We start from the raw sequence: 24,422 nt of genomic DNA, 5'->3' as shown, positions 1-24,422 counted from the left end.
TAGCCTGCCTTCCTCTCCCGGACGGACCCTGCCCCATGCAACCGCGCGACCTTGCCGCCTATTCGTTCCTGGCCATCACCTGGGGGCTGTCCTTTCTGGTGGTGCTCAAGGTCGTGCATGCCTTCGGTTGGGTCGGCGCGGTCAGCCTGCGCTCGCTGATCGCCGGCGGCACGCTGGCCGTACTGGCGACGCTGCTGGGGCGGGCGCTGCGTCTGCGTCCCTTGCTCAAGCCGCTGCTAGTCGTGGGCGCCACCACGGTGGCCGGGCAACTGATCGGTCTTTCCTACGCTACACCGCGAATCGGCACCGCCATGTCGGCGATTCTGGTGGCGACCATTCCGCTGTTCTCGATGATCATCGGTCGCGTCTGGGGCCTCGAGAAAATCACCCCCCAGGGCCTGGCTGGCCTGCTGTTGGGCGTACTTGGCATCGTCATGCTGGTGGGGTTCCCGGCGCAGGCCGTGACCGAAGACTTCATCCACGGCTGCATCGCTTCGGTCTTTGGCTGTCTGTGCGCTGCGTTCGGCAGCAACTATGCGAGCCTGCGCCTGCGCGGCCAGGACCCGTGGACGGTCACCGGCGGCGCCTTTCTCGCTGGCGGCCTGTTGACATTGCCCTTGTTGTGGGTGGTGCCTGTACCCACCGTGCCCCAGGCCAGCGACTGGCTGCTGCTGGCCATCAGCGGCGCGGTGATGAGCGCCACTACTTACGTGCTGTACTTCGGCCTGGTCGCGCGCATCGGTGCCACCCGTACCATCAGCGTGGAGTTCGTGGTGACCTTGGTGGCCGTGCTGATCGGCGCGCTGTTCCTCGGCGAAGCCCTGAGCCTTCTGCAGATCGTGGGCGGTGGGGTGATCCTGCTGGGCTGCATGCTGGTGCTCGGCTTGCTGCCGGGGCGCGGCAAGCGCCTGCCCAGCTGATCAGGCCCCTGGCACGTCCGGTGCCACATCCTGCGCCTGGGCGGTGTTGGTATCGATCGGTGGCGTCAGGCGCAGCACCCGGTCTCGCCCGCCTTCGGCGAGCAGGTAGCCACCCTTGCCGTCGGGAACGATGGCCTGGGGCGCCTTGAGGAAGGTCAGCACCGTGTGACGCTGCCCCTGGGCGTCGATGCGCAACAACCGTGCGCGGTGGGTGGAATCTTCGCTGATCCATAGGCCACGCTGGTCGCAGAGCAGGAAGGTGGGGTTGCGCAGGCCGCTGGCCACCACCGGGTCCTGGCCATCCTCGCTCAGCGCACGGATTTGCCCGGCGCCCTTTTCGGTGTAAAGCAGGCGGCCATCGCTGCAGCGGGTCAGGCCCTCGGTTTCGGTCAGGCCTGAACGCAGGATGTCGAGCTGACCGCTGTGCCAGTCGTAGCGCATCAAGCGGCCATTGCCTTTGCGGTCTTCGATGGCATAGAGGTAATCGCCGTCGTTCCACAAACCCTGCACGCTTTCGCCATCGAACAGATGGGTCACCTGGCCATCCCGAGCAAGGCTGACCGGTGCTCTGCCGCCCTCCTGGCTGAACACCCAACCGCCTTGTGCAGCCACCATGCCATCAGGCTTGGACAAGCCCTCGATCATGACGACCCGATCGCCTTCGGCGGTGATCTTCAGGATGCTGCCACGGCCATCGTCCAGCTCGCGGCTCACCAACAGACTGCCGTCGGCCTGGGGCAGCAGCGACGCGGCCTTGTCCACCGAGCGGTGAAGTACCTGAACACCCCAGCCATCGGCGGCCTGGACGGGGTAAAAACTCTGCCAGGCAAAGAACCCCAGCGCGCTGGCAAGCACGCCGGCGGTGCCGGCCAGCAACACTTTCACAGCGCGTACGCGTAGGGCTCGTGCCATTGATCGTCTCCTTGGAAGAGGCGAAATCCTAGCAAGAGGATGTGAAAAAAATGTTGTCAGCCCTACGCGGCCGGCCGTCTATGAAAAACAAAACGATATATAAAGAACAAAACATTCTAACTAAATGGAATTAAAAAATTGAAAGCCCTCGCGCGCCTCCTTAGGCTGGAGAACACCCCACCCAAGCCTTTCCAGGAGATCTTCCCGTGCCCGCCCGTGCCTTCTCTCCCCTTCGCCGCCTGCTGCTTGGCGGCCTGCTGGCCAGTGTCGCCAGTGCCTTGCTGCCTTGGTCCAGCGCCTTGGCTGAAGACGCCAAGACCTTGCGCATCGGCTACCAGAAGTTCAACAGCATCAACATCCTCAAAGGCAGCGGCGCCCTGGAAAAAGCGCTGGCGCCGCAAGGCGTGAAAGTCACCTGGCACGAATTCGCCGCCGGGCCACAGTTGCTCGAAGCCCTGAGTACAGGCGCCATCGACCTGGGCCACGCTGCCGACGCACCGTCGGTGTTCGCCCAGGCGGCCGGCAAACCGGTGGTGTACCTGGCAGCCGAACAACCCTACCCCCGCGGCATCGGGCTGGTGGTGCGCGAGCAAGACCACATTGCCCGTGTCGAAGACCTCAAGGGCAAGCGCGTGGCCACCGGCCGTGGCTGGAACGCCCAGTACCTGCTGGCCGTGGCCTTGGAGCAGGCAGGCCTGAGCTACAAGGACATCACCCCCGCCTACGTCAACAACGCCGCCGACGCCGTGGCCGCCCTGCAGTCGGGCAGCGTGCAGGCTGTCACCCTGTGGGACCCGTTCCTGGCCGCAGCCGAACGGCAACCGGGCCTGAAAAACCTGCGTGATGGCAGCGGGCTTTCCAACAACCGGACGTTCTACCTCTCCACGGCCGCCTTCGCCGACCAGCATCGCGACCTGCTCAAGACCTTCTTCAACGAACTGGCCAAGGTCAGCCAGTGGGCCAATGCCAAGCCTGCCGAGGTCGCCAACCTGCTGGCGCCGCAGTTGGGCATCGGTGCCGACGTACTGGAGGTGGCCAGTGAACGGCGCAACTACAACGCCGTGGCCATTACCCCACAGATTGTCGCCGAGCAGCAGAAGCTGGCCGACACCTTCCAGAGCCTGGGCCTGATTCCGCGCAAGCTACAGGTGGCCGACGCGGTCTACCCGGCTTCCGTCCTGCCCTGACGCCAAGGAGCTCCGCATGCCGCGCCCGATTCGCTTCAACGCCTTCAGCATGAACGCCGCCAGCCACCAGTCACCGGGCCTCTGGCGTCATCCGCGCAACACCAGCGTGGATTTCAACCGCCTTGAATACTGGACGGACCTGGCTCGCCTGCTCGAACGCGGATTGTTCGATGCCCTGTTCATTGCCGATGTGCTGGGCATCTACGATGTCTACCAAGGCGGGCCGGACGCAGCCCTGCGTGGCGGCGTGCAGGTCCCGGTCAACGACCCCTTGCTGCTGGTGCCAGCCATGGCCGGGGTGACCGAACACCTGGGCTTCGGCGTGACCTTCTCGCTGACCTACGAACACCCCTACCCCTTCGCCCGACGCATGTCGACGCTCGATCACCTGAGCAACGGCCGAGTCGGCTGGAACATCGTCACCGGTTACCTGGACAGCGCCGCACGCAACCTGGGCCTGGCCCGGCAACTGGGTCATGACCAGCGCTACGACCTGGCCGAGGAATACCTCGAGGTGCTCTACAAGCTCTGGGAAAAGAGCTGGGACGACGATGCCGTGGTGCTCGAGCGCGAGACCGGCCGCTACATCGACCCGTCGCGCGTACACCCCATCGGCCACGCTGGCGAGCACTTCCAGGTGCCTGGCATGCACCTGTGCCAGCCCTCGCCCCAACGTACCCCGGTGCTGTTCCAGGCCGGAGCGTCGGCGCGCGGCCAGCAGTTCGCCGCGCGGCATGCCGAATGCGTATTCATCAGTGGCCCGACACCCACCGTGTTGCGCCGCTATGCCGACGGCATCCGCCAGGCCAGCGAGGTCGCCGGGCGTGGCCGCGATGAAGTGCTCATCTATGCCCAGGCCCTGCTGATCGTCGGCCAGACGCACGAACAAGCCCAGGCACGCTTTGCCGACTACCGCCGCCATGTCGATCTGGAGGCGGCCCTGGCCCTGCTGTCGGGCTGGACCGGCATAGACTTCGCAGGCCTGGAGCCCGACGCGCCCATCGAATATGTGGAGAACGACGCCGGCCGCGCGGCCCTGGCCGCCTTCACCGCCGCGGACCCCGACCGGCGCTGGACAGTACGCGAGGCGGCGCAGTTCGTGGGGCTGGGCGGTCGGGGACCGGTGCTGGTGGGCTCGGCGCAAGAAGTCGCCGACCAGCTGGAAACCTGGCTCGACCAGACCGGCATCGACGGTTTCAACCTCACCTACGCGGTGCAACCGGACGATCTGGCCAATGTGGTCGAGCTCTTGATACCCGAGCTGCAACGCCGCGGTCGCTATCCCTTGGCCTATGAAAAGGGAACCCTGCGCCACAAGCTGTTCGGCCAGGGCGATCGTCTGCCAGAAGCCCATGCCGGGCGCCTGGTCGACATTCACTGAATAAATACCGGACATTTCAACATTTAATTTGTGGATGCCACGGAAAGGCTCATATCCTGTCCGTGCATCCCCTGCGGCGCACCGGCCGGTGCGGTTCAACGGCACGGGGAAAGAACAACAAGTCGAGACTCTCCATGTCGAATCATTCGTACTTCGCCCCTCACGGTGGGCACCCAGGCCAAACCGAGCTGCTGACTGACCGTGCCATGTTCACCGAAGCCTATGCCGTCATCCCCAAGGGCGTGATGCGTGACATCGTCACCAGCCACCTGCCGTTCTGGGACAAGATGCGCATGTGGGTCATCGCCCGCCCGCTGACCGGCTTCGCCGAAACCTTCTCCCAGTACATCGTCGAAGTTGCCCCGGAAGGCGGCAGCGAGCGTCCTGAGCTGGACCCGAACGCCGAAGCGGTCCTGTTCGTGGTCGAAGGCGAGATCGACATCACCGTCGAAGGCAAGCACCACACCCTGGTCCCTGGCGGCTACGCCTTCCTGGCCCCGGGCGCCGACTGGAGCCTGCGCAACAACAGCAAGTCCAACGTCACCTTCCACTGGCTGCGCAAGCACTACCAGAAGGTCGAAGGCCTGGCTGTTCCGGAATCCTTCGTCACCCACCGCAAGGACGCCACCGTCATCGAAATGCCGGGCACCGAAGGCCGCTGGGTCACCACCCGCTTCGTCGACATGGCCGACATGCGCCACGACATGCACGTCAACATCGTGACCTTCCAGCCAGGCGGCGTGATTCCGTTCGCTGAAACCCACGTCATGGAACACGGCCTGTACGTGCTGGAAGGCAAGGCGGTGTATCGCCTGAACCAGGACTGGGTCGAAGTCGAAGCCGGTGACTTCATGTGGCTGCGTGCCTTCTGCCCGCAAGCCTGCTATGCCGGCGGCCCTGGCCCGTTCAGCTACCTGCTGTACAAGGACGTCAACCGCCACGTGCACCTGACGCTCAACCCACAGCGTTGAGTCCAGGCTGATGTCTCACAAGCCCGCCTTCATGGCGGGCTTGTCGTTTGTGTCCATACTTTTTGCACCCCACTGCTTGCGGACCTGCGTCCATGCCCCTGGTGTATCGTCTGTTGCTCGCCCTGCTGCTCCTGTTGCCAGCCCCCTTGCTGGTGGCGGCCGACTGGCGCCTGGCGCATCAGGAGGATGGCGTCGACGTTTATCTGAGCGCTGTGGAAGGCTCGCCCTACCAGGCGTTTCGCGGCGTGACCCGCATCAAGGCAAGCGTGCGTACCCTCACTGACCTGCAGGAGAACCTGCGGGTGGCCTGCAAATGGCTATATGCCTGCGCTGAGATGCGCTTGCTGGAAGTCGAGGGCGACAGTACCTGGGTCTACTTGGTCACCGACCTGCCCTGGCCGGCCCACCCCAGGGACATCGTGCTGCGCGTGCGCACCGAGCGCCTGAACGATGGGACCCTGATGCGCTACCTGAGCGCCGAACCTGGTAGGGTGCCCGCAGCGCCAGGGTTGATCCGCGTACGCCGACTGCGCGGGGAATGGACCATGCGCCCGCTGGGGGAAAAGGAAACCGAAGTGAGCTATCAACTGCAGGCCGACCCGGCGGGCGACGTGCCGGGATGGCTGGCCAATCAGTTCGTGGTGGATGCGCCGCTGGTCACCTTGCGCACATTGAAGGCCGTGGCCGAGCGTCAGCCCTAAGAGCATTCGCGGGTAACCCCGCTCCCGCAAGGATCACCCTAACCCCTGAGGGAGCGGGTTCACCGCCGAACCAGGTCCCGTCCTGACAGCGCAAAAATAAACGCTCGATGAAATAGAAATAATTTGAACAACACCCCGGGAGAGGTTTCGAATGATAGATACCTCCGCGATCCTCCCAGGAGCCCGTCATGTCCCTACGTCCGCTGTGTCAGCCATGAAGGCCCACTACCGCGCTCCCTGCGCCAGCCTGGAGCTGGACTTCGTCCGCGATACGCTGTTCGGCCCGGTGGCTCATCGCGTGGAATGCCAGGTCCAGCTAGCCGCGCTCAACTTGCAAGGCTGCCCGGCGCTGCGCCTGCACATCGACCCACCGCTGCCGGAAAAACTCGACCGCGCCCACAGCGTGGCGTTCGTCTGGGACGGACGCAGCTATCACGGCGTGGTGCGTGACCATGCCAAATGCGGCGATGGCGGCATGAACCTGGTGCTTGAGCTGCAGTGAAGCGATCAACGGGCGACAGATAACCTGAACCCTGGGCGCTGGGGCTTCTCCATAAAAAGAGGACACGCTTGCCCTCGAGGAGATTGCCATGAACAGCCCCTTGCTCAAGCTCTTCACTCAACCGGGTGCCGCCTGGCTGGACATCCGCCGTGCCGAGGAAGCCCACCCGCAACAATACCTGCCACGCCTGCTGGCACTGGCGCTGATCCCGGCCGTGTGCCTGTTCATCGGCACCACCACGTTCGGCTGGAGCCTGGCCGCGGAGGATCGCGTACGCCTGAGCCTGGTCAGCGCTGCGCAGTTGGCGGGCCTTCTGTACGCCACGACCGTGGTCGGCGTCATGTTGATGGGCGTGATGATCCGCTGGATGTCACGAGGTTTCGACGCCCAACCCACCCTCAACCAATGCATCGGCTTTGCCGCCTATTGCGCCACGCCCTGGTTCGTCGCGGGCGTGGTGGGCCTGGTGCCGATGCGCTGGCTGGCCGTGCTGGCCCTGCTGGCAGCCTCGGCCTATGCCACGGTATTGCTCTATGGCGGCTTGCAGACGTTTCTGCGGCTTCGCAAGGAACAGGCCCTTCTGTTCGCAACCTGTGTCTGGGGTGTGGGACTGCTGTTGCTGGTGACCATCCTGGTGTCGATGATCCTGTTCTGGTTCAACGGCCTGATGCCTGAGTATGTGCGCCCGGCCAGCCTTGGCTGACCGGGTCTGCCGAGCCTTTCAGGCGATGGCCCTGGCCACGTGCGGATGACCCAGGCGCTGATCCTTGCGCAACTGGTTCACCAGTTCATGGACATCACGACAGCTATTGAGGCTGTCCAGGGGAATGCCGGTGACGGTCAGGCAATCGTCAAGCCCCTGTTCGTTGCCCAGACGAATGGTCAGGCTGACGCCGTCCGGGCAACTGACCTCGCAGCGGTCGGGCAGACAGGCCTGCTCGATCAGCTGGCGCATTTCCAATAGCGAAACTCCTATCAACGACATGGTTCGACCCTCTCTGTACTGGATGGCCTGTTGTGTGTGAGTACGCCCTGAATTGGCGCAGTGCCAATTGATATTGCGCATGTCCAAGCGGTCACTCATTTGCTGGAGCAATGAGTGCCTGGTGAATCCTCTAGCACCTTAGAAGAAGAGCCCGGCTTGACGCTGGCTGTTCGATCCAATGAAGCAGGCTTACGACGAGCGGTCTTGCCTGTGCCGCTGGTCGGGCAAGGGGGAATTCTTTCAAACTTTTGAGTAAGTCACAGTTTCCCACGGATAGGCCACGGAACGTCTTGCACGTGGCCAGCCTGCGCGGCTGCGCAAGGGATGGGGACCGATGATCGACGCCAAACTTTTCGTGATCGACTACGAACTGCACGGGCAGCACAAGTCGTTCGTGATCCGCGCCGAGCGGATGGACAACGCCGAGGCCTGGCACTGGGCCAGTTGCGATGCGGGAGTGGCCCGCATCGGACGCTACGGGCGCGAGAAGATCAAGAAAGTCAGCAAGCCGGTGGCCGAGCGTTACGGGATCAGTGATGTACAGTGGCGGCAGACCGGTTGAACGGCTGCCGCGCTGTGGCCCATCGACTCAATGCTGGGGGCCCTGCTCCCCCGCCATCTGGCCGAACCGCCCGGCCTGGAAGTCGTCGAACGACTCGGCGATCTCCGCTTGGCTGTTCATCACGAACGGGCCATAGCCGACGATAGGCTCATCGATTGGTTCGCCGCTGAGCAGCAGCAGGCTCACGTCTTCCAAGGCCTGCACCTGTACGTGCTCACCATCGCGCTCGAGCAGCACCAGGCTGGCCGGCCCGGTCTCACGCTCGCCATTGACCTGCACATTGCCCCGCAAGACCACCAGCGCAGCGTTGCGCCCTTGGGCGATGGGCAGTTGCAGGCTGGCACCGGCCGCAAGGCGCAGGTCCCAGACATCCATGGGCGTGAAGGTCCGAGCCGGGCCTTTGTGGCCTTGATAGTCACCGGCAATCACGCGCAGGGTACCGGCATCGTCTAGCAGCTTCACCACCGGGATATCACTGGCCAGCAGCGTCTGGTAGCCCGCTGCAGCGCGCTTGTCCCGGGCAGGAAGGTTCACCCACAGCTGCACCATTTCCAGGGTGCCGCCAGTGCGGGCGAAAGCCGGCGAGTGGAACTCCTCGTGCAGGATGCCGTTGGCAGCGGTCATCCACTGCACGTCCCCGGGGCCGATCAGGCCACCGGCGCCGGTGGAGTCGCGATGCTCCAGCTCGCCCTGGTAGACGATGGTCACCGTCTCGAAGCCGCGATGCGGATGCTGGCCGACACCGCGGCGCGCGGTGGTCGGGGTGAAGTCGTGCGGGCCGGCGTAGTCCAGCAGCAGGAACGGGCTGATGTGACGGGCCAGATTGTCATAGGTGAACAGACTGCGAACCGGAAAGCCATCCCCGACCCAATGGCCGTGAGGGCTACGATGAACACCCAGAATCTTTTTCATGAGAAGTCTCCTCTCTCAGATAGCTGGGTATAACACTACCTATGAGAATAATACTTCGGTAGATAGCAAAAACGGCCCTGATCGTCCCAACAGCAGAACAATTGCAACCGGGTTGGCGGTCATCGTTGTCGGAGCGGGCTTACCCGCCAACACGCCACCGCCGACCTCACTCATTGTGCCGTGGCCGCCCGCAACCGCTGTCCCAGCCGCGGCCCGAACACATTGATCAGCAGCCCCGCCATCACCAGCAACGCGCCCCAACCCTGCACCGCGCTCAAGCGCTCATCCAGCAGCCAGGCCGACGAACTCAAGCCAATCACCGGCACCAGCAACGAGAACGGCGCCACCTTGCCCGCCGGATGGCGCGACAACAGCGTGCTCCAGAGGCTATAGCCCAGCATGGTGGCGACGAAGGCCAAGTACGCCAGCGCCAACACCGAATTCAAGCCGAGGTTGGCCAATGCATGGCCAATGCGCTCCGGACCTTCGAGCCACCAGGACAACGCCAGAAACGGCAGCGGCGGGATCAGCCCGCCCCAGATCACCAAGGCCACCAGGTCCACCGAGCCAAAGCGCCGGGTAATGATATTGCCCATCCCCCACATGGCCCCCGCGCACAGGGTCAACAGCAGCGCCAGCAACGGCACGTGGCTGCCATCTTCGCTGCCGATCAGCACCAACCCGCCCGCTGCCACCAGCAACCCCAGCACACTCGCCAAGCGCAGGCGCTCACCCAAAAACAGCGCGGCAAAACCCAAGGTGAAGAACGCCTGAGATTGCAGCACCAACGAGGCCAGCCCCGGTGGCATGCCGCTGTACATGGCCTGGAACAGGAACGCGAACTGTCCCAGGGAAATGGTCGCGCCGTAGGCGATCAACCAGCGCCAGGGAAGCTTCGGTCGCTTGACCAGCAGGATCGCCGGGAACGCCACCAGGGCGAAACGCAACGCACCGAGCAACATGGGCGGCAAGCCATCAAGGCCGACCTTGATGACAACGAAGTTGACTCCCCAGGCGATGATCACCACCAGGGCGATCAGCAGGTCCTTGAGCGGCATTGCGGCTTCCTTCTTCAGGCGTTCTAGACATATTTCGTTACAGCATAAGGCCATTCTTTTTTCACCGATCAGCACAGTTGGGCACCGACCTTGCGCAACAGTCGATCAAGCGAAGCGTCTGGCAAGCGTGTGAACCGCCACTCGTTACCTGTCAAGCTTCACTTGACCGAACTTGTCTATACATGCTCATATCTCGACACAGCCAGTCTTTGCCGATGGCTCGCCCGCCCCCCACAAAAACAAGTACGCGGAGTGCCCATGTCCAACAAACCCGTGATCGAACGGCGCTCGATCGACTACATCCCCGAAGCTGAACGCCATGGACGCGTGTACAGCCAGTTCACCCTCTGGCTGGGAGCCAACCTGCAGATTACCGCTATCGTGACCGGCGCCCTGGCCGTGGTGCTCGGCGGTGATGTGTTCTGGTCGCTTATCGGCCTGTTGATCGGGCAATTGGTCGGTGGCACGGTGATGGCCTTGCACGCCGCCCAAGGCCCGCGCCTGGGCCTGCCGCAGATGATTTCCAGTCGTGTACAGTTCGGGGTCTATGGCGCGGCCATCCCCATGGTGCTGGTGTGCCTGATGTACCTGGGCTTCACCGCCACCGGCACGGTGCTCTCCGGCCAGGCCATCGGCCAATTGATGAGCGTCAGCGACAGCACCGGCATCCTGATCTTCGCGAGCGTGATCGTGCTGGCCACCCTCGCCGGCTACCGGGTGATCCATTGGATCGGGCGCGTGGCCAGCGTGTTGGGGATCATCGCCTTCATCTACCTCTTCAGCCGCATCCTGATGCTGGCCGACATCGGCCAGTTGCTGGACAACCGCCATTTCTCCTGGGCCTCGTTCCTGCTGGCCGTTTCGCTCGCCGCCTCCTGGCAGATCGCCTTCGGCCCGTATGTGGCGGATTACTCGCGCTACCTGCCCAGCAGCACTTCGCCGGTCAAGACCTTCCTCGCCGCCGGCCTGGGTTCAGTGATCGGCGCTCAAGCCTCGATGATCCTCGGTGTGTTCGCCGCCGCCATCGCCGGCGGCCAGTTCACCGGGCACGAAGTGGCCTATATCGTCGGCCTGGGCGGCGCAGGCACTACCGCGGCCCTGCTGTACTTCAGTATCGCCTTCGGCAAGGTGACCATTTCGACGCTGAACTCCTATGGCAGCTTCATGTGCATCGCCACCATCATCAGCGGGTTCCGTGGCCATCTGCAGATCAGCAGAGCGCAGCGCTTGGTGTTCGTCCTGGCTATCGTCGGTGCCGCGACCTTGGTCGCGCTGCTCGGCCAGCATTCGTTCCTGAGCGCGTTCAAGTCATTCATCCTGTTCCTGCTGACCTTCTTCGTGCCCTGGAGCGCGGTGAACCTGGTGGATTACTACTTCATCACCAAAGAGCGCTACGACATCCCCGCCCTGGCCGACCCTGAAGGGCGCTATGGCCGCTGGAACTGGCCTGGGATCATCGTCTACACCTTCGGTGTGCTGGTGCAGATGCCGTTCATCGACACCAAGCTGTACACCGGCCCCATGGTCGCCCACCTAGGCGGCGTGGATGTCTCCTGGCTGATCGGCCTGGTCGTGCCGAGCGTGCTGTACTACTGGGTCGCCCGTGGCCGCGCGGCGCAGGCGCCGGCCCACATCATCGTGCCGGACGCTCGCTGACACCGGCGCCTTCGTCCCTTGGGCTGCTGTGCAGCCCATTGCAGGCTTCGCCGGCTCAACGACGCGCTACCCTGGGAGCCGGCGCTGGCGTCTCAGTCGCGATAATCCGGCGCCACCCGCTCCAGCAACCGCAGCAAGGCCTGCCAGGCCAACGCATTGCCGTCTGGGTCCGACAACTCCCCGGCTTTCAACGGCCGCGCCGGGGCATTGAACTGGCGCTCGGTATGCGCGCACACCTCGTGCGGCGGCACGATCACCTGCCCGGCCTGCAAGGCCGCCAACTGGATCTCGCAGGCTTTCTCCAGGTAGTACATGCGCATGAAGGCCTCGGCCACGCTGCTGCCGACAGTCAACAAACCATGGTTGCGCAGGATCATCACCGAGTGCTCGCCCAGGTCCGCCACCAGGCGCTGCTGCTCGTCCATGTCCAGGGCGATGCCTTCATAGGCGTGGTAGCCAACTCGGCCGTAGAACTCCATGGAAATCTGGTTGAGCGGCAGCAAGCCGCATTCGAGCGCCGCCACTGCGCAGCCAGCCCGGGTGTGGGTGTGCAACACGCACTGGGCGTCCTCGCGGGCGCCGTGAATGGCGCTGTGGATGACGAAACCGGCCGGGTTCACCGGGTAGGGCGTCGGCTCCACCGGATTGCCCTGCAAATCGATCTTCACCAGTTTCGAAGCCGTGATCTCATCGAACAGCAGGCCGTAGGGGTTGATCAGAAAATGATGCTCAGGCCCCGGCAAGCGCACGGAGATGTGGGTGAAGATCAGATCGGTCATGCGAAAGTGCGCGATCAGCCGGTAGCAGGCGGCCAGTTCCTGGCGCAGGGTCCGTTCGGAGGGGGTCATTGTTGTTGTCCTGGTTCGAGAATGTGAGAGGCCGAGGTCTGTTCGGCGCTCCGATTTACCCACGAAGGCCGCGAAGCGGCCTTGGGGATTGAATCTACCTCACTTGCTGGCCCATGCGTTGAAGCGCTGCTCCAGCTCCTCGCCATGGTCAACCCAGAACTCGACATTCATCGCCAGCGCGCCCTTTAGATTTTCCGGCGAAGTCGGCACCCAGCTGGCCAACGCAGGATCGAGCCTGGCTGCGGCCTGAGTGTTGGTCGGACCATAGGGGATCTGCTGCACATACCGCACTTGGGTATCTGGCTGGTTGGCATAGGCAATCAGACGCCGCGCCTGATCGACATGCTGGGAGCCCTTGATGATCGCCCAGTAATCCATGCCATACAGACTACCCGGCCACACCACCGCCAGCGGACTGCCCTGCTGGGCAGCGACGGCGATGCGGCCGCTGTAGGTGGAGGTCATCACCACATCGCCTGCTGTCAGCCACTGCGCGGGCTGGGCGCCGGCATCCCACCATTGGATGTAAGGCTTGAGTTCGGTGAGCTTGGCGAAGGCGCGCTCGACACCTGCCGGAGTAGCCAGCACCTTGTAGACGTCCTCGACCTTCACGCCGTCGGCCAGCAGCGCGAACTCCAGGTTGTACACCGCACGTTTGCGCAGCCCGCGCTTGCCGGGAAACGTCTTCACATCCCAGAAATCCGCCCAGGACGTGGGCGCCTTGGCCAGCTTGTCGCGGTCATAGGCAATCGCCACGCTCCACACCAGCGCCGCCGAACCGCACGCCTGGGCCGCGTCCGGGATCAGCTCGGCGGCATGGCCCATCTGTTGCCAATCCAGGCGCTCGTAGATGCCTTCGTCACAGCCGCGCATGAGGTCCGGGCCTTCGATCTGCACCACGTCCCAATCGACATTCCCGGTATCGGCCATCACCTGGATCCGGGCCATCTCGCCGTTGTACTCGCTCTGGATCAGCTTGCTGCCATCCTGGGCGCTGAAAGGCTGGAAGATCGCCACGTCCTGGGCTTTCTGGCCCGCGCCGCCATAGCCGACCACGACCATCTGCGGCGCCGCCTGCGCACTGCCCAGGCCCAAGGCCAGAAGCACTGCGCACAATCCGGTCCTGCGGGGAAATGCTTGCATCGGTGGTTCCTCCTGCCGGTGCCTGGCCGGTGCAGCGCAGGCTCCGCTTTCTTGTTGTTGTGAGGGATGCCCCTGAGCGAGGGGTCGAGGGAACGCTAGACGCCAGCCAGTAAAAAAACAAGTTGATTTTTTACTGGCGCTACACTTTCATGGAAAAAACAAGAACGACAACCGACCGGAGCTGCGCGCATGTCGACCGCCTTCCCCCACCTGTTCGAACCGCTGCAGATCCGTGGCAAACGCCTGAAGAACCGCATCATGTCCACCGGACATGACACCTGCCTGCCCACCGACAACTTGGTCAACGACAAGCTTATTGCCTACCAGCGCGCCCGCGCCGAAGGCGGCGCCGGCCTGATCGTGCTGCAGGTGGCGGGGGTTCACGACAGCGCCCGCTACACCTCCCATGTGCTGATGGCCACCGACGATGCCTGCATCGACGGCTATCGCCGTCTGGCCGAGGCCTGCCACGCCCACGGCACCGTCGTGCTGTCACAGTTGTTCCACCCCGGGCGCGAGATCATGGAAACCGCCGATGGCCTGCTGGCAGTGGCCTACTCGGCCTCGGCGGTGCCCAACGAGCGTTTTCGGGTGATGCCTCGGGCGCTGGACCAGGCGATGATCGACGAGATCATCCAGGGCTACGCCAGTGCCGCCCGCCGCCTGCATCAGGCCGGGCTCGACGGCGTGGAAGTGGTAGCCAGTCATGGCTACCTGCCGGCGCAGTTCCTCAATCCGCGGGTCAATCGCCGCACCGACGGCTACAACGGCGGCCTCGAGCAACGCCTGCGCTTTGTGCGTGAAGTGCTGAGCGCCGTGCGCGCAGCCACCGACGAGCAATTCATCGTAGGCCTGCGCATCAGCGCCGACGAGCGCGACCCCGAAGGCCTGACCGAGGACGAATCCCTGGTGGCTGCCCAGGCCCTGCAGGGCGAGATCGACTACCTGCACATCGTCGCCGGCACCTCCGCCTCACAAGGCGGTGCGGTGCATATCGTTCCGCCCATGGCCATCGAGCCTGCGTATCTCGCCCGCGAAGCCGGCACGTTCAAGGCGCGCCTGGACATCCCGCTGTTCGTCACCGGACGCATCAACCAGCCCCAGGAGGCCGAGTTGATCCTGGCCCGCGGTCAGGCCGACGTCTGCGGCATGACCCGCGCGCTGATCTGCGACCCGCAGATGCCATCGAAGACCGAACGTGGTCAGGTTGAGGACGTGCGCGCCTGCATCGCCTGCAACCAGGCCTGTATCGGCCATTTCCATCGCGGCCTGCCGATCTCTTGCATCCAGCGTCCAGAGACCGGCCGCGAACTGCAATACGGCACGCTCACCCCCACCCAGGCGCCCAAGCGCGTGATGATCGCAGGCGGCGGCCCGGCCGGCATGAAAGCCGCGGCGGTCGCAGCGGCGCGCGGTCATGAGGTGACCCTGTACGAGGCCGGCCCACAGTTGGGTGGCCAGGTGCAATTGGCCCAGCTGCTGCCGCGTCGCAGCGAGTTCGGCGGCGCCAGCACCAACTTGCAACGGGAGATGGAACTGGCCGGCGTACGCGTGGTGCGCAACACCCGCGTCGACCGGGCCTTGGTCGAACGCGAACGTCCCGATGTGGTGATCGCCGCCACCGGCGCCCGCCCGTACTGGCCCGAATTCGAACGCAGTGGCGACTTGCAGGTGGTCGATGCCTGGCAGGTGCTGCGCAACCAGGCCACCCTGGGACGCTCGGTGCTGGTGGTGGACTGGCGCAGCGACTGGATCGGCCCCGGCATCGCCGAGCGCCTGGTGCGCGAAGGCCATCAGGTGCAGCTGGCAGTCAATGGCACCCACTGTGGCGAGAGCTTGCCGCTGTACGTGCGCGACCAGATGGCCGGCGAGCTGCACCGCCTGGGCATCCCCATCACCCCCTATGCCCGGCTGTACGGCTGCGACGACAACACCGTCTACCTGCTGCACACCGCCAGTGGCGAACCGATGATCTTCGAAGAGATCGACACCCTGGTCCTGTGCCTGGGCCATCAACCGGTGGACACATTGGCCGAGGAACTGGCCGGTTTGGTTCAGGTGCGGCGCATCGGCGACTGCCTGGCACCGCGCACCGTCGAAGAAGCGATCCACGACGGCCTGACGGTTGCCTGGGCGCTCTGAGGCTGGTCATACTTCTGGCTTTCCCGATGGACCGACGCGCATGAGCCAGCAACCCCAGACGCCGCCGCCCGCCGCCGAAGACGGCGGCGCGGCCCCGCAGTTTCTCGGCACCCGCATCCGCGGCCTGCGCAAGCGCCGCGGCATGACCCTCGCCGAGCTGGCCAAGCAAAGCGAACTGACCGCCGGCTACATCAGCCAACTGGAGCGCAATCTCTCCTATCCCTCGATCCCGGCGCTGTTCAACATTGCCCGCAGCCTGGGCGTGACCATCCAGTGGTTCTTCGCCAGCGAGGCCAGCACCGCCCCTGAGGACCAAGGCTACGTGGTGCGGCGCAACAGCCGCCTGAGCGTGCATTACGAGGACGGTATCGTCGATCAGTTGCTCACCCCCCAGCCCAACCGGCAGCTCGAAATCCTCCATTCGCGCTTTCCCCCGGGCACCTACAGCCAGCAGAGCTACAGCCACGAGGGCGAGGAAGCCGGCTATTTGCTGTCCGGTAGCTTCGAGCTGTGGGTCGGCGAGCGGTATTTCCAACTCAACGAAGGGGACAGCTTCAGTTTCTCGAGCCAAGAGCCCCATCGTTATGGCAATCCCGGAGCAGTGGATGCCGTGGTGATCTGGGTGATCACGCCGCCGACATTCTGATCGGGCCCCTTTTCTCAGCCTCACGCCCTGTCATCTCCCGGTCACGCCACTGTCGTAATCTGCAGCGCATCTTTATGCCACAGGTCTCCGGCATGCCTCGCCTGTTCGCCTTGCTGTGCTGTCTGTTCCCCTTGTGGGCCCTCGCAGGGCCCGCGCAACTGCGCATCCAGGGCTCCAATACCATCGGCGCCGCCCTGACACCCGCGCTCATCCAAGGCCTGCTGGCGGCCCAAGGTGCCACTGCGGTCACTCAAACCCCGAGCCGCCAAGCCAACGAAACCGAAATCAACGCACTCGATGCCCAGGGCCAGCCTTTGCGCATCACCATCGCCGCCCACGGCTCGAGCACCGGCTTCACAGCCCTGGGCGATGGCCAAGCGGACCTGGCGGCCGCGTCCCGCCCCATCACCGACGACGAAGCCCGGCGTCTTCAGGCACTAGGCGATCTTCGCGGCAAAGGCGCCGAACAGGTCATCGGACTGGACGCAGTGGCGGTAATCGTTCACCCGGACAATCCGCTGGCCCAACTGACCACCGCGCAATTGGCCCAAGTGTTCTGCGGCCAGGTACGACGCTGGGAACAGCTCGGCGTGCCCGGCGGGGAGATCCGTCTGTATGCCCGTGACGATCGCTCCGGCACGTTCGAAACCTTCAAGGCTCTGGTGCTGGAGCCACGCCAGCAGACGCTGGCCGGTCAGGCGCAACGTTTCGAATCCAGCGAAGCGCTGGCCGAGCGGGTCAAGGCTGACCGCCAGGCCATCGGTTTCAGCAGCCTGGCCGCCGTGCATGGCGCCAAGGTGCTGGCCATCGCCGAAGGCGACGCGCCAGCCATGCTGCCTACCCCAACGCTGGTCGCCAGCGAGGATTATCCGCTGTCGCGCCGCTTGTTCTTCTACCTGCCTGCTCGCGCCGCCCCTTTGGCGGTCGCCCTGGCCGAGTACACCCAAACCCCCGCCGGGCAGGCCATCGTCGCCCGCCAAGGCTTCGTGGCCCAGCAGGTCAAAGCCCTACCCGTACCCGCCCAGGCCGACATGCCGCCACGCTATCGGACCCTGACCGCTGAGGCCCGGCGCCTGACCGTGAACTTTCGCTTCCAGCCCGGCAGCGCCAACCTGGACAACAAGGCGCTGCGCGACGTACGCCGGGTCGCAGACTACCTGCGCCAGGCCGGCAAGCTGCAGCACCAGGTGGTACTGGTGGGGTTTGGCGACCCCAAGGAAACCCAGGGCCGCGCCGCCCTGCTCTCGCGCCTGCGGGCCATGGCGGTGCGCCGCGAGCTCGCCCGCGATGGCGTGGAAATCAAGGAAGTGACCGGCATGGGCGACGAACTGCCTGTGGCCGACAACGACCAGGAACAAGGGCGGCTGCGCAATCGACGGGTGGAAGTGTGGGTGTACTGAAGGACTGGGCAGCCTCGCAAAGAAATGTAACAGCGCGCCATTCGGCAGGCTCACCGATCGGGACTACGCTCAAGCCTATGTGATACCGGGCCCCTCTGACGGCTACCCAGCCGCCATGTCGGATCACTGTTGCCATGCAACGTCGACATTAAAGGAGGGGCTCATGATGGCTCTGCACACATTCCTCACCACCCCGTTCCTCGGCACCAGCGCCTGGCTGTGGCTGGTCTTCATCGCTATCGTCATCGGCCTGCTGGTCCTGGACCTTGGCGTGCTCCACCGCAAGAACCGCGAGATCGAAATGCGCGAGAGCCTGCTGCTGTACGCCGGCTATTTCAGTGTCGGCGTGTTGTTCGGCGCGTGGGTCTGGTACGAGCTGGGCGCGCAGTCGGCGCTGGAGTTCTACACGGGGTTCCTGGTCGAGCAATCGCTATCGATGGACAACGTGTTCGTCATGGCCATGATCTTCGGTTTCTTCGCCATTCCCCGCCGTTACCAGCACCGGGTACTGTTCTGGGGCATTCTCGGCGTGGTGGTCCTGAGGGCGATCATGATCGGCGTAGGTGCGGCGCTGGTGCAGCACTTTGCCTGGGTGCTCTACCTGTTCGGCGCCTTCCTGCTGTTCACGGGTGTAAAGATGGCTTTGGCTCGGCAGGAAAGCCACCCTGACCTTGCCAACAACCCGGTGCTACGCTTCGTACGTCGGCACATGCGGGTCACCGACCAAGTCCACGGCGCACACTTCTTCGTGCACCTCACCCCGCCCGGGCAGCACACCGCCGTGCGCCATGCGACGCCGCTGTTCCTGGCACTGGTACTGATCGAGTTGGCCGACCTGGTGTTCGCCGTCGACAGCGTCCCGGCGATCTTCGCCATCACCCAAGACCCGTTCATCGTCTACACCTCGAACATCTTCGCCATCCTCGGTCTGCGCTCGCTGTACTTCGCCCTGGCGGCGCTGATGCACCGCTTCGTCTACCTCAAGTACGCCCTGGCGCTGGTGCTGGTGTTCATCGGCTGCAAGATCTTCTACCACGGCCTGGTGGGCAAGGTGCCCGCCTTGCTGTCGCTGGGCGTGACGTTCGGCTTGCTGCTCGGCGGGGTGCTGTTGTCACTGTTCAAGACCCGCGACCGGCATGACGACCCGGCGCAAGACCACCCGGACCTTGCAGAAAAAAACGAGCGCGCCGGTTCTCCCCCATCTGGTCCATAACCCGCCTCGGGGCCGCATAAGCGGCCCCAGTTCAGTGACCGCTACGCAGTAGCTCCTTGGGCACATGCTTGCCGATCTCGTACTTGCCCACCGCTGCCCGATGCACTTCGTCCGGCCCATCGGCCAGGCGCAGGGTGCGCTGCATGGCGTACATGTAGGCCAGCGGGAAGTCGCCACTGACACCGGCCCCGCCGTGGATCTGGATCGCCCGGTCGATCACCTTCAACGCCACGTTCGGCGCCACCACCTTGATCTGGGCGATCTCGCTGCGCGCGACCTTGTTGCCGACGGTGTCCATCATGTAGGCGGCCTTGAGGGTCAGCAGCCGCGCCATGTCGATCTCCATGCGCGAATCGGCGATCTTGTCGACATTGCCCCCCAACCGAGCTAGCGGTCTGCCGAACGCCGTGCGCTCGACGGCGCGCTTGCACATCAGCTCCAGGGCACGCTCGGCCATACCGATCGAGCGCATGCAGTGGTGGATGCGCCCAGGGCCCAGGCGACCCTGGGCGATCTCGAAGCCACGGCCCTCGCCCAGGATCACATTCTCATACGGCACCCGTACGTTCTCGAACAGCACCTCGGCATGGCCATGGGGCGCATCGTCGTAACCGAACACCGGCAACGGGCGGACGATCTTCACACCCGGCGTGTCGGTAGGCACCAAGATCATCGAGTGCTGCTGATGACGCGGCCCTTGCGGGTCGGACAAGCCCATGAAGATCATCACTTTGCAGCGCGGGTCGCAGGCACCGGAGGTCCACCACTTGCGCCCGTTGATCACCCACTGGTCACCCTCGCGCACGGCCGTGGCGGCCATGTTGGTGGCGTCGGAGGACGCAACGTCCGGCTCGGTCATGGCGAACGCCGAACGGATCTCGCCGCGCAGCAACGGCTCCAGCCATTGGCGCTTCTGCGCCTCGCTGCCATAGCGCACCAGCACCTCCATGTTGCCGGTATCGGGCGCCGAGCAATTGAACGGTTCCGGCCCCAGCAGCGAGCGCCCCATGATCTCGGCCAGGGGGGCGTATTCGAGGTTGGACAGGCCTGCGCCGTACTCCGACTCGGGTAAGAAGAGGTTCCACAGGCCTTCGGCGCGGGCCTTGGCCTTGAGTTCTTCCATGATTGCGGTGGGCTGCCAGCGATCGCCCTCGGCGACCTGGCGTTCGAACACCGGCTCCGCTGGGTAGACATAGGCGTCCATGAATGCCGTGACACGCTCACGCAATGCCTGGACCTTGGGCGAATAGGCGAAATCCATCAGGGCTACCTTCACAGGCTTGAGAACATGAGCCAGAGCCTAGAGCACCGAGGCGCTATCCACCTAGTCTATTTTCCGCGTGTATTAACATTCATAAGCAATATATGATCGACCGATAATTCCTATAAAGAGCAGCGCCATGAACCTCAGCAAGGTCGACCTCAACCTGTTCATCGTCTTCGATGCCATCTACACCGAAGCCAACCTGACCCGTGCCGGGCAGATCGTCGGCATTACCCAGCCTGCCGTGTCCAACGCCCTCTCGCGCCTGCGCGAAACCTTCAACGACCCGCTGTTCGTGCGCACCGCCCAAGGCATGGTGCCCACACCAATGGCGCAGAACATCATCGGCCCGGTGCGCAACGCCCTGGCCTTGCTGCGCACCTCGGTGCAGGAAAGCCGTACCTTCAACCCGCAGCAGGCCAACAAGACCTTCCGCATCAGCATGACCGACCTCACCGAGGCGGTGATCCTGCCGCCGTTGTTCCAGCGCCTGCGGCGCCTGGCCCCGGCGCTGGTGATCGAAAGTTTCCTGTGCAAACGGCGCGAGACCACCAAGGAACTGGCCGCCGGTCACCTGGATTTCGCCGTGGACGCCCCGCTGAACATCGACCCGCAGGTGCGCCACGTCAAGCTCATGCAAGATCGCTTCGTTTGCGCAATGCGCCCCGGCCACCCACTGATCGAAGGCAAGCTCACGCTCGACAGCTACCTTGCCCTGACCCACATCCACATCTCCAGCCGCCGCAACGGCCTGGGCTATGTGGACCTGGCCCTGGGCAAAATGGGCCTGCAGCGCAAGATCGCCCTGCGCTCACAGCATTACTTGATGGCTTCGCAGGTATTGCAACAGACCGACATGGTGATGACCGTCCCCGAGCGCTTCGCCCGCCGCCATCAATTGCGCCACTTGCCGCTGCCGGTCGAAGTGCCGCCGCTGGAAACCCACTTGTACTGGCACGAAAGCACCGACCAGGACCCGGCCAACCGCTGGATGCGCGAGCAGATCATCGACCTGTGCGAACGGGTGACGACGGAAGAAGAAAAGCAGCCCCTCTCGGCCTGAAGCTCTGCTCGGAAGGCCTCCCGCTCCCTAGCTGGAGAAATTTTTCCTACACGAATCGATTCCAGAGAAAAATTGATCCTCAAGCCAGAGCACAATCGGCCAACAAGGCAAAAAGCATCTCCGCCCGCTGGGTACGATGGGACATCGATCGCCACTTCACGGCAACTTGCACGGACCCGCCCATCATGCCCAGCGCCCCCCTCTACTTCGACTACGCCGCCACCACTCCTGTCGATGCCCGCGTCATCGAGGCCATGATCACCTGCCTTGGCCACCAAGCGCATTTCGGCAACCCAGCATCCAGCGGCCATGTCTATGGCCAGGCCGCCCGCGAGCTCGTGGAACAGGCTCGCCGCCAGGTAGCCGAGCGCGTAGGCGCAGACCCGACCGACCTGGTCTGGACCTCCGGCGCCACCGAATCCAACAACCTAGCGCTCAAGGGCATTGCCCAAGGCGTCGGCCACCCAGGCCACCTGATCACCAGCGAACTGGAGCACAAAGCGGTGCTCGATACCGTGGCCGAGCTCGAACGTCTCGGTTGGACGGTCACGCGCCTGGCACCGGATGCACGCGGGCTGATCCAACCCCAGGCAGTACAGGCGGCGCTTCGCAACGACACCCGCCTGGTGTCGCTGATGGCGGTGAACAATGAACTGGGCACCCTTACCGATTTCGCCACCATCGGCGAACACGTGCGCGCCCATGGGGCCCTGTTGCACGTGGATGCCGCCCAGGCAGTGGGCAAGGTCGCCCTCGACCTCGCGCGTCAGGCGGTCGATCTGATGTCGTTCTCGGCGCATAAGGTCTATGGACCCAAGGGTATCGGTGCATTGTACGTCGGCCCGCGCGCACGCCCGGTGCTGCGCGCCCAGATGCACGGCGGTGGCCATGAGCGCGGCCTGCGGTCCGGGACCTTGGCGACCCACCAGATCGTCGGCATGGGCAGCGCCTTCGCCCTTGCCGGCGGGCCCGGCGACAGCGAGCACCAACGCATCGTCCAGCTCAGCGAACGCCTGCGCCGTGGCCTGCTCGCACTGCCCGGGGTGCGCCTCAATGGCTGCCCGCAACAACGCATTCCCCATACCTTGAACCTGTGCATCGACGCCAAGGGGTTCAACAGCGCGGCATTGTCCAGCGAACTGGCCCTGTCCTCGACTTCGGCGTGCAACTCGGCGAGCAATGCCGCTTCCCACGTCCTGCTGAGCCTGGGTCTGGACGAAGCCCAGGCACGCAACAGCGTGCGGATCGGCCTTGGGCGCTTCACCTGCGAGGCCGAGGTGGACAAGGCCATCGAGGTGTTCGGGCGGGTGGTGAACGCTGCATCTGTCGCCTTGTGGTGACAGTCCCGACCTGTTCGCGGGTAAACCCACTCCCACAGGCACAGCGGACCAGGTGGGGCGGGTTTACCCGCGAACTGAAATGAACTCCGCCCCCTGAAAAGAGCTCCACTGCCAGGCACACACCGCCAGCCTCGGAGCCCCTTCTGGTGACCCAACGCTCGCCCTGCTCTTCGACCGGGCGCCTTTACCATACTGACATTCCCGCCCGTCTCGACCGCCTGCCCTGGACCCGCTTTCATACACTGCTGGTGATAGCGCTGGGCATCACCTGGTTGCTGGACGGCCTGGAAGTCACCCTGGCAGGCTCGGTGTCAGGGGCCCTCAAAGACAGCCCGGCGCTGCACATGAGCAACACCGATATCGGTCTGGCTGGCGCCGCCTACATCGCCGGCGCCGTGCTCGGAGCCCTGCTCTTCGGCTGGCTGACCGACCGCCTGGGCCGGCGCAGGCTGTTCTTCGTCACCCTGGCGCTGTACATCGGCGCTACAGCGGCCACGGCGTTTTCGTGGAACCTGGCAAGTTTTCTACTGTTCCGGTTTCTCACCGGGGCCGGCATCGGTGGCGAGTACACCGCCATCAACTCGACCATCCAGGAGTTCACCCCCGCGCGCTATCGCGGCTGGGTGGATCTGGTGATCAACGGCACCTTCTGGCTGGGGGCTGCCTTGGGTGCGATCGGCGCGGTGATTCTGCTCGATCCGGCCTGGATCGGCGGCGACCTGGGCTGGCGACTGTGCTTCGGTATCGGTGCGCTGCTGGGCCTGGCGATTCTGCTGATGCGCCTATGGATCCCGGAGAGCCCGCGCTGGTTGATGGTCCACGGGCAACCCGAGCGCGCCGAACGCATCGTCAGCGACATCGAACACCGGCTGCGCGGATGTGGCGCCGTACTGCCATCCCTCGACACCCCACCCTTGCGCCTGCGCACACGCGACTACACGCCCTTGGGCGAGGTCATGCACAGCCTGTTCGTCGTCCATCGACGCCGGGCCTTGGTCGGCCTGACGTTGCTCAGTGCCCAGGCGTTTTTCTACAACGCGATTTTCTTCACCTATGCACTGGTGCTCACCGATTTCTATGGCGTGCCGTCCGAGCGTATCGGCTGGTACGTGCTGCCGTTCGCCCTGGGCAATTTCTGCGGGCCGTTGCTGCTGGGGCGACTGTTCGATGTGTTGGGCCGGCGGGTGATGATCAGCACCACTTACCTGGTATCCGGTGTGCTGCTGGCCATCAGCGGGTATGGGTTCGAGCAAGGCCTGCTCGATGTCACGGAGCAAACGGCAGCCTGGATGGTGATTTTCTTTTTCGCCTCCGCCGCCGCCAGCTCCGCCTATCTCACCGTGTCCGAGACCTTTCCCCTGGAAATCCGTGCCTTGGCCATCGCCGTGTTCTATGCCTTCGGCACCGGGCTGGGCGGTTTGATCGGACCCGCGTTGTTCGGTGCATTGATCGAGACTGGCGAGCGCATCAACGTGTTGTACGGCTACCTGATCGGCGCAAGCCTGATGATCATCGCCGCGCTGGTGCAAGCACGCTGGGGCATCGCCGCCGAACGCCGCGCGCTGGAGCATGTGGCCAGGCCCCTGTCACAGGAGCCTGACGACTAGCCCCTCGGC

General features: G+C 64.3%; 23 protein-coding genes. 16 read left to right on the top strand and 7 right to left on the bottom strand.

The genetic code is table 11. The features are described from left to right. The first annotated feature begins 35 nt into the window (after positions 1-35). Complete coding sequence (locus BLS27_RS19830; RefSeq protein ID WP_090346496.1) at positions 36-920, top strand: DMT family transporter; 885 nt, start codon at positions 36-38, stop codon at positions 918-920. Here BLS27_RS19830 and BLS27_RS19825 read toward each other — a convergent pair whose 3' ends face one another. Continuing rightward, entirely contained in the window at positions 921-1,832 is a 912-nt protein-coding gene (locus BLS27_RS19825) for an NHL repeat-containing protein (protein WP_090346494.1), read from the bottom strand. Positions 1,833-2,038: 206 nt separating this feature from the next. Between BLS27_RS19825 and BLS27_RS19820 the strand changes: the two genes are divergently transcribed. From BLS27_RS19820 to BLS27_RS19795, 6 genes are all read left to right on the top strand, one after another. Then, the gene (locus BLS27_RS19820) at positions 2,039-3,019 is read left to right on the top strand and encodes an aliphatic sulfonate ABC transporter substrate-binding protein (protein WP_090346491.1); all 981 of its coding nucleotides are present in this window, start codon (positions 2,039-2,041) and stop codon (positions 3,017-3,019) included. A gap of 16 nt (positions 3,020-3,035) precedes the next feature. Further along, positions 3,036-4,400: an LLM class flavin-dependent oxidoreductase gene (locus BLS27_RS19815; RefSeq protein WP_043211655.1), complete on the top strand. Its 1,365-nt coding sequence runs from the start codon at positions 3,036-3,038 to the stop codon at positions 4,398-4,400. 134 nt (positions 4,401-4,534) lie between these two features. Next, entirely contained in the window at positions 4,535-5,371 is an 837-nt protein-coding gene (locus BLS27_RS19810) for a bifunctional allantoicase/(S)-ureidoglycine aminohydrolase (protein WP_043211653.1), read from the top strand. 101 nt (positions 5,372-5,472) lie between these two features. Continuing rightward, positions 5,473-6,072 carry an START domain-containing protein gene (locus tag BLS27_RS19805; RefSeq protein ID WP_043211670.1) on the top strand — a complete coding sequence of 200 codons (600 nt, stop codon included), beginning with the start codon at positions 5,473-5,475 and terminating at the stop codon, positions 6,070-6,072. A 214-nt stretch (positions 6,073-6,286) separates the two neighbouring features. Next, the gene (locus tag BLS27_RS19800; protein WP_043211651.1) at positions 6,287-6,574 is read left to right on the top strand and encodes a hypothetical protein; all 288 of its coding nucleotides are present in this window, start codon (positions 6,287-6,289) and stop codon (positions 6,572-6,574) included. A gap of 88 nt (positions 6,575-6,662) precedes the next feature. After that, positions 6,663-7,277 carry a Yip1 family protein gene (locus BLS27_RS19795; protein WP_043211649.1) on the top strand — a complete coding sequence of 205 codons (615 nt, stop codon included), beginning with the start codon at positions 6,663-6,665 and terminating at the stop codon, positions 7,275-7,277. Positions 7,278-7,295: 18 nt separating this feature from the next. Here the strand turns inward: BLS27_RS19795 and BLS27_RS19790 are convergent, their stop codons facing one another. Continuing rightward, positions 7,296-7,559: a DUF1652 domain-containing protein gene (locus tag BLS27_RS19790; protein ID WP_043211647.1), complete on the bottom strand. Its 264-nt coding sequence runs from the start codon at positions 7,557-7,559 to the stop codon at positions 7,296-7,298. Between the two features lie 334 nt (positions 7,560-7,893). On the opposite strand from BLS27_RS19790, the gene BLS27_RS19785 reads away from it, so the two are divergent. Next, positions 7,894-8,121: a DUF6555 family protein gene (locus tag BLS27_RS19785; protein ID WP_043211645.1), complete on the top strand. Its 228-nt coding sequence runs from the start codon at positions 7,894-7,896 to the stop codon at positions 8,119-8,121. 27 nt (positions 8,122-8,148) lie between these two features. On the opposite strand, the gene BLS27_RS19780 is transcribed toward BLS27_RS19785, so the two are convergent. Beyond that, positions 8,149-9,033: a pirin family protein gene (locus tag BLS27_RS19780; protein WP_090346486.1), complete on the bottom strand. Its 885-nt coding sequence runs from the start codon at positions 9,031-9,033 to the stop codon at positions 8,149-8,151. Between the two features lie 170 nt (positions 9,034-9,203). Then, the gene (locus BLS27_RS19775; RefSeq protein ID WP_043211640.1) at positions 9,204-10,091 is read right to left on the bottom strand and encodes an EamA family transporter; all 888 of its coding nucleotides are present in this window, start codon (positions 10,089-10,091) and stop codon (positions 9,204-9,206) included. A gap of 258 nt (positions 10,092-10,349) precedes the next feature. Here BLS27_RS19775 and BLS27_RS19770 point away from each other — a divergent pair, with 258 nt between their 5' ends. Next, positions 10,350-11,747, top strand: a complete 1,398-nt coding sequence (locus BLS27_RS19770; protein ID WP_090346483.1) for a purine-cytosine permease family protein — start codon at positions 10,350-10,352, stop codon at positions 11,745-11,747. A gap of 92 nt (positions 11,748-11,839) precedes the next feature. On the opposite strand, the gene BLS27_RS19765 is transcribed toward BLS27_RS19770, so the two are convergent. Continuing rightward, positions 11,840-12,658: a class II aldolase/adducin family protein gene (locus BLS27_RS19765; RefSeq protein ID WP_269475539.1), complete on the bottom strand. Its 819-nt coding sequence runs from the start codon at positions 12,656-12,658 to the stop codon at positions 11,840-11,842. Positions 12,659-12,694: 36 nt separating this feature from the next. Continuing rightward, complete coding sequence (locus tag BLS27_RS19760; RefSeq protein ID WP_090346478.1) at positions 12,695-13,738, bottom strand: ABC transporter substrate-binding protein; 1,044 nt, start codon at positions 13,736-13,738, stop codon at positions 12,695-12,697. Between the two features lie 189 nt (positions 13,739-13,927). Between BLS27_RS19760 and BLS27_RS19755 the strand changes: the two genes are divergently transcribed. The 4 genes from BLS27_RS19755 (at position 13,928) to BLS27_RS19740 (ending at position 19,139) form a co-directional block, all read left to right on the top strand. Beyond that, positions 13,928-15,880 carry an oxidoreductase gene (locus BLS27_RS19755; RefSeq protein WP_043211636.1) on the top strand — a complete coding sequence of 651 codons (1,953 nt, stop codon included), beginning with the start codon at positions 13,928-13,930 and terminating at the stop codon, positions 15,878-15,880. A gap of 40 nt (positions 15,881-15,920) precedes the next feature. Next, positions 15,921-16,526 (top strand): cupin domain-containing protein, encoded by a 606-nt coding sequence (locus BLS27_RS19750; protein ID WP_043211635.1) that lies wholly within the window; start codon positions 15,921-15,923, stop codon positions 16,524-16,526. Between the two features lie 92 nt (positions 16,527-16,618). After that, positions 16,619-17,926: a substrate-binding domain-containing protein gene (locus tag BLS27_RS19745; protein ID WP_090346476.1), complete on the top strand. Its 1,308-nt coding sequence runs from the start codon at positions 16,619-16,621 to the stop codon at positions 17,924-17,926. A 163-nt stretch (positions 17,927-18,089) separates the two neighbouring features. Then, positions 18,090-19,139, top strand: a complete 1,050-nt coding sequence (locus tag BLS27_RS19740; RefSeq protein ID WP_167358122.1) for a TerC family protein — start codon at positions 18,090-18,092, stop codon at positions 19,137-19,139. A 31-nt stretch (positions 19,140-19,170) separates the two neighbouring features. On the opposite strand, the gene BLS27_RS19735 is transcribed toward BLS27_RS19740, so the two are convergent. Next, positions 19,171-20,400 carry an acyl-CoA dehydrogenase gene (locus BLS27_RS19735; RefSeq protein ID WP_043211633.1) on the bottom strand — a complete coding sequence of 410 codons (1,230 nt, stop codon included), beginning with the start codon at positions 20,398-20,400 and terminating at the stop codon, positions 19,171-19,173. 139 nt (positions 20,401-20,539) lie between these two features. Here BLS27_RS19735 and BLS27_RS19730 point away from each other — a divergent pair, with 139 nt between their 5' ends. From BLS27_RS19730 to BLS27_RS19720, 3 genes are all read left to right on the top strand, one after another. Then, positions 20,540-21,466 (top strand): LysR family transcriptional regulator, encoded by a 927-nt coding sequence (locus tag BLS27_RS19730; protein ID WP_043211632.1) that lies wholly within the window; start codon positions 20,540-20,542, stop codon positions 21,464-21,466. A 185-nt stretch (positions 21,467-21,651) separates the two neighbouring features. Continuing rightward, positions 21,652-22,806: a cysteine desulfurase family protein gene (locus tag BLS27_RS19725; protein ID WP_090346474.1), complete on the top strand. Its 1,155-nt coding sequence runs from the start codon at positions 21,652-21,654 to the stop codon at positions 22,804-22,806. Positions 22,807-22,952: 146 nt separating this feature from the next. Next, positions 22,953-24,413, top strand: coding sequence for an MFS transporter (locus BLS27_RS19720; RefSeq protein WP_090346472.1), 1,461 nt, complete (start codon positions 22,953-22,955; stop codon positions 24,411-24,413). The last annotated feature ends 9 nt before the right edge of the window (positions 24,414-24,422 follow it).

The sequence above is a fragment of the Pseudomonas guariconensis genome (assembly GCF_900102675.1).
In the GTDB taxonomy this organism is placed as follows: domain Bacteria; phylum Pseudomonadota; class Gammaproteobacteria; order Pseudomonadales; family Pseudomonadaceae; genus Aquipseudomonas; species Aquipseudomonas guariconensis.
Note: the sequence above shows the minus strand (reverse complement) of the source record. Positions and strands in the feature narration are given on the sequence as shown.

Bases quoted from the DNA above. Each gene is read 5' to 3' on its own strand.
- BLS27_RS19750 (WP_043211635.1), top strand. From the start codon at position 15,921: ATGAGCCAGCAACCCCAGACGCCGCCGCCCGCCGCCGAAGACGGCGGC.
- BLS27_RS19795 (WP_043211649.1), top strand. From the start codon at position 6,663: ATGAACAGCCCCTTGCTCAAGCTCTTCACTCAACCGGGTGCCGCCTGG.
- BLS27_RS19790 (WP_043211647.1), bottom strand. From the start codon at position 7,559: ATGTCGTTGATAGGAGTTTCGCTATTGGAAATGCGCCAGCTGATCGAG.
- BLS27_RS19725 (WP_090346474.1), top strand. From the start codon at position 21,652: ATGCCCAGCGCCCCCCTCTACTTCGACTACGCCGCCACCACTCCTGTC.
- BLS27_RS19780 (WP_090346486.1), bottom strand. From the start codon at position 9,033: ATGAAAAAGATTCTGGGTGTTCATCGTAGCCCTCACGGCCATTGGGTC.
- BLS27_RS19745 (WP_090346476.1), top strand. From the start codon at position 16,619: ATGCCTCGCCTGTTCGCCTTGCTGTGCTGTCTGTTCCCCTTGTGGGCC.
- BLS27_RS19810 (WP_043211653.1), top strand. From the start codon at position 4,535: ATGTCGAATCATTCGTACTTCGCCCCTCACGGTGGGCACCCAGGCCAA.
- BLS27_RS19730 (WP_043211632.1), top strand. From the start codon at position 20,540: ATGAACCTCAGCAAGGTCGACCTCAACCTGTTCATCGTCTTCGATGCC.
- BLS27_RS19785 (WP_043211645.1), top strand. From the start codon at position 7,894: ATGATCGACGCCAAACTTTTCGTGATCGACTACGAACTGCACGGGCAG.
- BLS27_RS19740 (WP_167358122.1), top strand. From the start codon at position 18,090: ATGATGGCTCTGCACACATTCCTCACCACCCCGTTCCTCGGCACCAGC.
- BLS27_RS19800 (WP_043211651.1), top strand. From the start codon at position 6,287: ATGAAGGCCCACTACCGCGCTCCCTGCGCCAGCCTGGAGCTGGACTTC.
- BLS27_RS19735 (WP_043211633.1), bottom strand. From the start codon at position 20,400: ATGGATTTCGCCTATTCGCCCAAGGTCCAGGCATTGCGTGAGCGTGTC.
- BLS27_RS19830 (WP_090346496.1), top strand. From the start codon at position 36: ATGCAACCGCGCGACCTTGCCGCCTATTCGTTCCTGGCCATCACCTGG.
- BLS27_RS19815 (WP_043211655.1), top strand. From the start codon at position 3,036: ATGCCGCGCCCGATTCGCTTCAACGCCTTCAGCATGAACGCCGCCAGC.
- BLS27_RS19825 (WP_090346494.1), bottom strand. From the start codon at position 1,832: ATGGCACGAGCCCTACGCGTACGCGCTGTGAAAGTGTTGCTGGCCGGC.
- BLS27_RS19770 (WP_090346483.1), top strand. From the start codon at position 10,350: ATGTCCAACAAACCCGTGATCGAACGGCGCTCGATCGACTACATCCCC.
- BLS27_RS19755 (WP_043211636.1), top strand. From the start codon at position 13,928: ATGTCGACCGCCTTCCCCCACCTGTTCGAACCGCTGCAGATCCGTGGC.
- BLS27_RS19775 (WP_043211640.1), bottom strand. From the start codon at position 10,091: ATGCCGCTCAAGGACCTGCTGATCGCCCTGGTGGTGATCATCGCCTGG.
- BLS27_RS19760 (WP_090346478.1), bottom strand. From the start codon at position 13,738: ATGCAAGCATTTCCCCGCAGGACCGGATTGTGCGCAGTGCTTCTGGCC.